General features: G+C 37.4%; 8 protein-coding genes and 1 other RNA gene. All 9 read right to left on the minus strand.

Annotated features, from left to right (window positions below):
- Window positions 1-403: 403 nt before the first annotated feature.
- Window positions 404-1090, minus strand: a complete 687-nt coding sequence (gene trmD / locus ACOVQ4_RS12720; protein ID WP_421821018.1) for a tRNA (guanosine(37)-N1)-methyltransferase TrmD — start codon at window positions 1088-1090, stop codon at window positions 404-406.
- A gap of 18 nt (window positions 1091-1108) precedes the next feature.
- Window positions 1109-1636: a ribosome maturation factor RimM gene (rimM, locus tag ACOVQ4_RS12725; RefSeq protein ID WP_421821019.1), complete on the minus strand. Its 528-nt coding sequence runs from the start codon at window positions 1634-1636 to the stop codon at window positions 1109-1111.
- Window positions 1637-1771: 135 nt separating this feature from the next.
- Window positions 1772-2293 (minus strand): 30S ribosomal protein S16, encoded by a 522-nt coding sequence (locus ACOVQ4_RS12730; protein ID WP_421821020.1) that lies wholly within the window; start codon window positions 2291-2293, stop codon window positions 1772-1774.
- Window positions 2294-2690: 397 nt separating this feature from the next.
- Window positions 2691-3088: RNase P RNA component class A (gene rnpB / locus ACOVQ4_RS12735), an RNA gene on the minus strand.
- A 72-nt stretch (window positions 3089-3160) separates the two neighbouring features.
- On the minus strand, window positions 3161-4573 hold the full coding sequence (locus ACOVQ4_RS12740) for a DUF4403 family protein (protein ID WP_421821021.1): 1413 nt from the start codon (window positions 4571-4573) through the stop codon (window positions 3161-3163).
- A gap of 37 nt (window positions 4574-4610) precedes the next feature.
- A complete protein-coding gene (locus ACOVQ4_RS12745; protein WP_421821022.1) occupies window positions 4611-5603 on the minus strand; it encodes a DUF2027 domain-containing protein in 993 nt (330 codons plus the stop codon).
- Window positions 5604-5726: 123 nt separating this feature from the next.
- Complete coding sequence (locus ACOVQ4_RS12750; protein ID WP_421821023.1) at window positions 5727-6611, minus strand: DUF2279 domain-containing protein; 885 nt, start codon at window positions 6609-6611, stop codon at window positions 5727-5729.
- A 128-nt stretch (window positions 6612-6739) separates the two neighbouring features.
- Complete coding sequence (gene leuB, locus ACOVQ4_RS12755; protein ID WP_421821024.1) at window positions 6740-7810, minus strand: 3-isopropylmalate dehydrogenase; 1071 nt, start codon at window positions 7808-7810, stop codon at window positions 6740-6742.
- Window positions 7811-7872: 62 nt separating this feature from the next.
- Window positions 7873-8232: a four helix bundle protein gene (locus tag ACOVQ4_RS12760; protein ID WP_421821025.1), complete on the minus strand. Its 360-nt coding sequence runs from the start codon at window positions 8230-8232 to the stop codon at window positions 7873-7875.
- Window positions 8233-8349: the final 117 nt, after the last annotated feature.

Genomic DNA, 8349 nt, shown 5'->3' on the forward strand with positions numbered 1-8349 from the left:
TATGAAAAACGATGGTACATGCAGAATTATCTACGAATAATTTATAATCTTGTTGTTTTACCAACATTTCAAAATTTATTTTTACTCAAAAACCTATAGTCAGAATCAATAAAAAGAAAATTTGGAAGTTTTATTTGCTTAGGTATTAATTAGGGGCGGTTAGTAGCAGAAATTAAAAGTTAAAAAGGCTAAAGTTAAGTAATAAGGTACAAACGATTTTAGTAGTAAGCCTTGCACCATAAGTACAAGATAGCAAGTCGGCATTATTTTACAGAAATACTTCTAATCATTCGGCTTACAGCATTAAACTAAAGGCTGTAAGCCGGATATTTAGATTATCTTTTACAATGTTACTTATCCAAATAAGTTTATAACAATAGTCATGCTAAACTTTCTGATTCTACTAAAAAACAGAATCATTCAACAAATCTGGTCGACGTAATTTAGTACGTTCGATGGCTTGCTCAAAACGCCATTCTGTGATTTTTGCTTCATGCCCAGACAACAAAATTTCTGGCACCTGATTTCCTTCAAACTCAGCTGGACGTGTATATACGGGAGGAGCTAGCAAGTTATCTTGAAATGAATCGGTCAATGCCGAAGTTTCATCATTTAGCACACCAGGAATAAGGCGGATAATCGCATCTGCACATACAGCTGCGGCCAACTCCCCTCCCGAAAGAACAAAATCTCCGATGGAGATTTCCTTCGTTACAAACAAATCACGAACACGTTGATCAACTCCTTTGTAATGACCGCACAGAAAAATCAAGTTACCTTTTAGGGATAAGGTATTAGCAATTTTTTGGTTAAAAGTCTCTCCATCGGGAGTCATATAAATCACCTCATCGTAGGTTCTCTCACCTTGAAGTTTACGTATACACCTAGCAATAGGCTCTATACTAAGCACCATTCCAGCGCCACCGCCAAAGGCATAATCATCTACTTGACGATGTTTGCTCAACGAATAATCACGAAGATCATGTAGTACAACCTCTACATGGCCAGCCTCAGCTCCTCTTTTAATTATTGAATGAGCAAAAAAGCTTTCCATTAATTTTGGAACAACCGAAATAATATCAATACGCATGATTTCTTCAAGTTTAGATTAGTCATTCAAATATACATCCAACAAGCCATCTGGCAGGTTAACTAGAATGGTTTGAGCATTTTTATCGGCACTCAACACAATTTCGGAGTCCATTGGAATCAAAACCTCCTTATTTTGGTAAATCATTACTAACAAATCTTGGGCTTGCATTGAGTAAACTGTTTGTACTAATCCTAAAGGCCCTTCTTTTTGGTCAATCACCTGAAATCCTATAACTTCATGATAATAAAATTGCTCACCTGCTAATTCTGGTAAAACTTCTAAAGGAAGGAATGCTTGTAAATTGACAAGGCCTTCTGCTTGCTCGAAGGTATCGCAATCCTCAAACTTTACAATTGCACGATTACCGCGCAACTGATAAGATTCCATAAAGAAAGGGACTAGTTCACCTCTTACTTCCAGAAATACGCTATCCATTTCCTCATAATCTTCAGGAAAATCAACATCAAGCCAGAGGATAACCTCTCCTTTTATGCCATGCGTTTTGGTAATTTTACCTAATTCAAAACAATCTTCTTTTGTCATTTTAGTAATTTATTGAAGTATGTCCAAATCCGATTGGATAAAGGAACATTTTGGGAAGTCTATAAACAAAAAATGATACAAATCTAGAGTAATAATAGATTTGTATCATTTAATATAGGTAATGTCTTTTGAGAATTACTCTGCAGACTCTTCAGCAGCTTCTTGAGATGCCTCTTCAGCAGCAGGAGCTTCTTCAACTACAGCGTTTTTCTTTGCAATAGCCTCAGCACGAGCAATGTTCACTTTAGTTTCTTCAGCTAAACGAGCAGCTTTATCAGCTTCTTTCTTAGAAAGCAATGAATCAGCTTTTCCTGAGATTTTAGAATCTTTAACATTCTTCCACTCATTGAATTTAGCGTCAGCAATTTCTTGAGAAATAGCACCCTTGTTAACACCTACTTGCAAATGTTTTTTCAACAATACGCCTTTGTATGACAAAATCGCACGAGCAGTATCAGTTGGCTGAGCACCATTCATTACCCATTGCAACGCTTTATCATCATTAAGATTGATGCTTGCAGGGTTTGTGTTTGGGTTGTAAGTACCGATTTTTTCGATAAAACGACCATCACGAGGAGCTCTAGCATCTGCTACTACGATATCGAAAATCGCTAATTTTTTACGTCCACGACGTGCTAATCTAATTTTAACAGCCATTTTTTATTTACTTTTTAGTGAAGGAACCCGTCCTTCGGTTATGGTATTTGTAAATTGGAGTGCAAAGATAATCAAATTTACGCAGTTAACAAGGTTCTTTGGGAAAAATCTCAAAAAAAGTATTCAAAATAAGTTATCGTGCAAAATTAGATTCAACTTGAGTGCTTTAGGCGGTAAGCCGTAGGCACTAAGCACAAAACTTCTATGTTTATTTTGGAAAAGTTATACCCAAAGTCGCTAGCGCAAAAAATTAAGTTTTCAGGCAATGAGCTATCAGCATTGTGCCGTAAGCTAACGAAAAAAGAGTTTTTATGCATTTATTAGGGCAATATCACTCCTTGCGAGCCAATTCAATAGGTAAAGAAGCTACTCGCAGTAAACTACGAGTAGCAATAAGGCTCCGAGCAAGTCTATAAGCCGGATTCTGTCAGTCGCAATATGCCTAAGTACTACGCTGTCTTACCATTTATCTCGACGAATCGTCACCGATACGCTCTATCAACCTACCCACTGACATCGGGCGAGCAACCCTTTTTCCAAACCCGAAGGTTTTTCTCGTCAGCCTATTTGGTCTTTCAACTCATGAGGTTTACCTCTGCCCCGCTTGTCACCAAACGGGCGGTAGGCTCTTACTCTACCTTTTCACCCTTACCTTTGCAGGCGGTAATTTTCTGTGGCACTAGCTGTCACGTTTTCGTCACCAAAACCGTGCCTTCCCGTTAGGAAGCATGATGCTCTTTGTTGTCCAGACTTTCCTCCCCTAACTCATGTAGAGGCGATAAGACGACTTACTCTGCCACAAAGGTAGCGAAATTTATGGATTGATTGCAAAAAGCTTCAAATACGAAGGTATCCAGCCTCTTGATACTACAGGCCATCGACCTTGAGATTTAACTTTCCTTTAGCAAATATAACTGCTACAATCGAATTCGGTGTCAGATAAACCTTATCAGGATCTAAGTCGGTGATATTTCCATTCAAGCTAATACCTTTGCTTACTTGTTTATTTAAATTGGCCTGAATTTGTTTTTTCATATCATCTACTTGACCACCTATCTGAAAGGTCATAGCGTTTTTCATCACTGAGTTGAATTTTCCTTGAAAAATCCAACTAGCCGTTCTGTGCAAAAGGTTTTTTGTCTCTAAATCATAATCAAAATTTTCTAAGTAGACAGATTTAGTGGTCGGATTATAAGTCGGAATACCTTTGTAATAAATATTCCCATTTACGCTTCCTTTCAATCCAGCTTTAATTACAACTTTTTCGTTACTACCGTATATATCGATACCTGTAACCCCAACATTATATTTTCCTTCTTTAAATGAAAAATTTTGTCCGACCAAGGTATCAGCCGTAAGTTTAGCTGCTTCGTTATACGGAATTTCAGCAATGATTCCTATCTGAAAATCTTGGGGAATTTGTTGAACTACCTTCAAATCTGGTACTGAATTAACCGCCTGAACCGCAGGCTTTGTTCCTGTAACAGTTTCGGTATAAGCTTTAATCGCTATAGTCGATTTGATACTGTTGGCTGTGGTAACCAACGGAGTCATTTGCAATTCTACTGGGGTAATTTTCAACCAAGTACGATACTTCTCAGACAACAAGTAAGGCTGCATAGCTGTATTCCAAGCTTGAACCACATATTTTTTGACATCTACATTTTTGCGAACGGCATCATCCAAAGCCTTTAGAATAGTACCTTGTTTTGAAGTTAGAGCCTTTTCGACCAATGAAGTAACATTGATGTCATAACCAGCAATGCGGATAGTGGGCTTTTTAATCCAATCATAGCCCATCGGGAAACTTTGTACATTGGCCTCCCAATTGGGATTAATAGAGAATTTTGAACCGAATTTTACGTTAAAATCAAATTGTAACTCTTGTGCTGGCAGTTGCATTCCCATTACTTTGTAGCCCACTTTTACCCAAACTTTTAGAGGTACAGTAAAGTTAAAAGTCTCGTTTTGGGCAGTTACCGTAATATCTTCTCGCTTCCAGACTTTACACATGAAATTATCATAATTGTTATCATCCATGCTATTGTCCTCAAATACCAAGTCTTTCACATTGGTATTAATCTGACGAGACACATCGGCCATGGTAATCTCGAAAGGTATTCCTAAGGTAGATAAATAACGTTCCACTTGTTTCCCTTTTACATTATAGGATTCGGTAGGTGCGGTTGGGTTTGCGGTATTGGCACCTGTATTAGTTGAACTTGCGCAGCCTTGCAAAATTAGGGTTCCTAGGGCAAAGGCAGCAATCAATTTTTTCATTGTGAAATGAGGGTTTAATGAAAAATATCTTTAATTCTTATTTAATTTTTACTTTGGTTGCGCCATAACCAAACTTTTCTTTTTGTGAATCTTCAAAATATTTGACGTTTTTGTGGCCTGAAAGTTTTTTGTGCAATTCGTTGCGTAAAACGCCATTCCCTACGCCATGGATAAAAACAATTTCGTCCATACCATTCGCAATTGCGGCTTCGAACTGCTTTTCAAAAGTACTTAACTGTAATTCTAATATCTGACGGTTTGACATAAACAAATAGTCATCTGACAATTCTTCGATATGCAAATCTACCACTTTGGCTGGCTTGGGTGGTATAACCAGCGTAGGCGTAGATGATGATTTCTCAAACATTTTCTCTACAATCTTATCTGGTTCAATCTTTACTGGATTAACAGAATCTTCTATATCCAATTGAAACAAATGGGCATCTTGGTTAAGAACTGGGGCTTTTTGTTTATTCTTAAAAAAAGTATTAATTCTAAACTTAATAGACTTAATCAAAGGCTGCTTCAACTGCATAAAAGCAGGGCGATAATAAAACGCTTGAAAAGTAAAAGTTCCCCAATTTTCGAACTCTGGTACTAAAACATGTTGTACTTTTTGCTGGGTTTTGGGTTTTAATATCCCCGAAGCCAAGCCCTTGTGATGAGGGTCGATACCTACCGAAAGCATAAACGGCAAATCCCAATCTGTATTGTTGATGATGTATTGAGAAAGTTCTCGGTCATTGACAGGAACAAAGGCCATATAGATTCCTTTATTTGACAAAACGTCGGAAGTGGTTGGGCCAACTCTGTCGTGAATTGAGCGTTGAGGTTCGAAAGTCGGTGTGGAAACAACGGGGGCTTTGAATACCTTTTGTTCTAATTCCGAAATTACCACTGCTTCGTTTCTTTTAATGGGAATACGAAAACCATCCTCAATTTCGACCTCGACAATATTATTTGGTAAAATTTTGGTAACTATTCCTTCTTCACGTCCGTGCACAAGACGAACTCTATCTCCTATATTCATTTTAAAATTGTTTTCTTTGGTTGAATAACAGCTTAGTTAACTATTTTTATACAATATTACAGACAATTTGGGTAACGAAATGTTATTTTCTCTTAAATCCTTTTTCGAGGATATTGATTTATCCTAAAAATAGATAGGATGAAAAATAATTCCTTTTTTAGCACTAAACTCAAGCGTTGGAGCAGGAATTTTGATTTGGTCTACAAGAAATAAAAGACCTTTTAAAAACTTGGATTTTGTTCGGATACGACTCAAATCAAAATCTAAAGCCAGATAATATTGTCGGTATGGGAAAAATCCATTTTGCTGACTCTTAGCGACTTCTGCATTGACCATATCTTGAATACCATACCCTACAGCCAAGTTAAGCCATTTTGGAAATTTGTTTTGTTTGGGTAAAAAACTACTGATATTTCCAGAAAACCAGTAGGTCTGTCCGTTGTAATCTTTGAGCCATTGTTCACTTGCCGATTTTCCCAAAAGCTTTGGGTTTTGAGCCGCAAGGCTAGTATGATGAAATGACCATTTGGGCTGAATGCGAGTTTCGCCCCATAAATATTGCTGTCCAACATAAAGGCTGGGTCCAAGAATATTCGCTGTCATATCGCCCCATGAAAAGCCATAATCTGGCTGTGTACCATCTAATATTTCAATGGTTGTCATAAAGGTTAAACTAGAAATTCCTGCCCATAAGGCGGCTTTTTGTGGAGATAAACCCGCCCATCTGAAGGCTTGGGAATTCACTCTGGTCAGATGATAATTGGTATAAAAATGTCCTAATTTATCAATTTGAAGCCATTCTGAATTATCATCAAAAAAGCGAAAGCCTTGTGCTTTTTCACCATACCAAGCCGAACTTAGTCCTGCAATAGCTCCTGTGTAAGCAACTGATTCAGCCAAAATTAAATTCCGTAATCTTTGATGATGCAGCGTATCCGACTGTGCAAAAAGTGGATAATATCCTAGGAAGAAGATAATGAGCAAATATTTGAGAGAGCGAAAAACCATAGTTTCAACATTAATAATGCACAAAGCTACAGGGATTTTTAGTTTTCTCCCAAATCAGTAAACTTTTATAAAAAGAAAAGGGACTGATTACTCAGCCCCTTTTTTAGAAAGATTATGTTTGATTAGAATTAGATTCTATTCAAAATTTCTTCTCCAATTGCATCTGTTCCCAAAATCATATCTTTAGGAGTATCTTTTGTAGCGATATCGCCCGTACGGAAACCAGCTTTTAGAACTTGGTCTACTGCGTTGATTACTACGTTTGCTTCTTCTTTCAAGCCAAAAGAGATATCCAACAACAACGCTGCTGACAATACCGAAGCCATTGGGTTAGCTAAGCCTTTTCCAGCAATATCGTGTGCCGAACCGTGAATTGGCTCATATACACCTGTGCTATCTCCTACCGAAGCAGATGCCAACATACCCATTGAACCAGCAATTTGAGAAGCTTCATCCGTCAAGATGTCACCAAACAAGTTACCTGTTACTACTACGTCAAACTGCTTTGGATCTTTAATTAACATCATCGCAGCAGAGTCAACAAATTGATGTGTTACTTCTACTTCTGGATACTCTGGAGCAATTGCTTGTACAGTTTCTCTCCACAAACGGCTAGATTCTAACACGTTTGCTTTATCAACTGACATTAATTTTTTACCACGAGTCATAGCTGCGTCAAATGCTTTACGAGCAATACGTTCTACTTCGTATTTGCTATAAATCATCGTATCATACGCTGTATTTCCGTCTTCGATACGCTCTCTTTTACCGAAATATACGTCACCTGTTAACTCACGGAAGAACAAGATATCTGCGCCTTTCAAGATTTCAGGCTTGATGCTTGATGCTTCTAATAACTCATCAAACAATTTGATAGGACGTAAGTTAGCATACAATCCTAACTCTTTACGCATTTTCAACAATCCTTGTTCAGGACGAACTTTTGCATGTGGATCGTTATCATATTTGATGTGACCAACAGCCCCAAAAAGGATTGCATCAGAAGCACGCATTTTCTCCAAAGTCTCAGCAGGAAGTGGCTCTCCTGTAGCTTCGATAGCAACGTGACCGATTAGTGCTTCGTCATAAGTAAACTCATGACCGAATTTCTCAGCGATTTTCTCTAAAACTTTTTTACCTACAGCGGTAACTTCTTGTCCGATGCCATCACCGGGAACGACTAAGATATGCTTTTTCATTTTATTTCTAAGGCAAGGAGTTGTTAGGCACTAGGCAAAAAGTCTACCCTAAACAAAACCTTTCAATTTATTTTTTTTATAAGAGAATACAACATTTTATCTAACTCGATACTCATGCTATCTATTTCAACAAAAGCATTTTCAGTCAGATAGTTTAACCTTTTTGCAATTTCTATTTGGGTCTGTAACTCATACAATGACCCTAAAGCCATGTGCAAGAATCTTTTATAATCGGCAGTTGAAGACCGTCCATAACCTTCAGCGATATTACTTGGAATTGAAACAGCACATCGACGAATCTGGTTAGTCAACCCATACTGTTCTTCTTTTGGAAAAAAAGAAGTATGAGAATAACATAAGATAACTAAATCAAGTCCTTTTTGCCAGACTTTTAAATCTCTGTAGCTTTTTATCAATCCCATAATTTTAATTGTAGAACTTTAACTATATTAAAAACTAATGCCTCTTTGCCTAAACCCTCTACCCTTACTAAATTATATTCAACATCTTCTGTGTAGCTTTGATGGCTGAAACAGTTT

The sequence above is a fragment of the Flectobacillus sp. genome, assembly GCF_049240685.1.
Taxonomy (GTDB): domain Bacteria; phylum Bacteroidota; class Bacteroidia; order Cytophagales; family Spirosomataceae; genus Flectobacillus.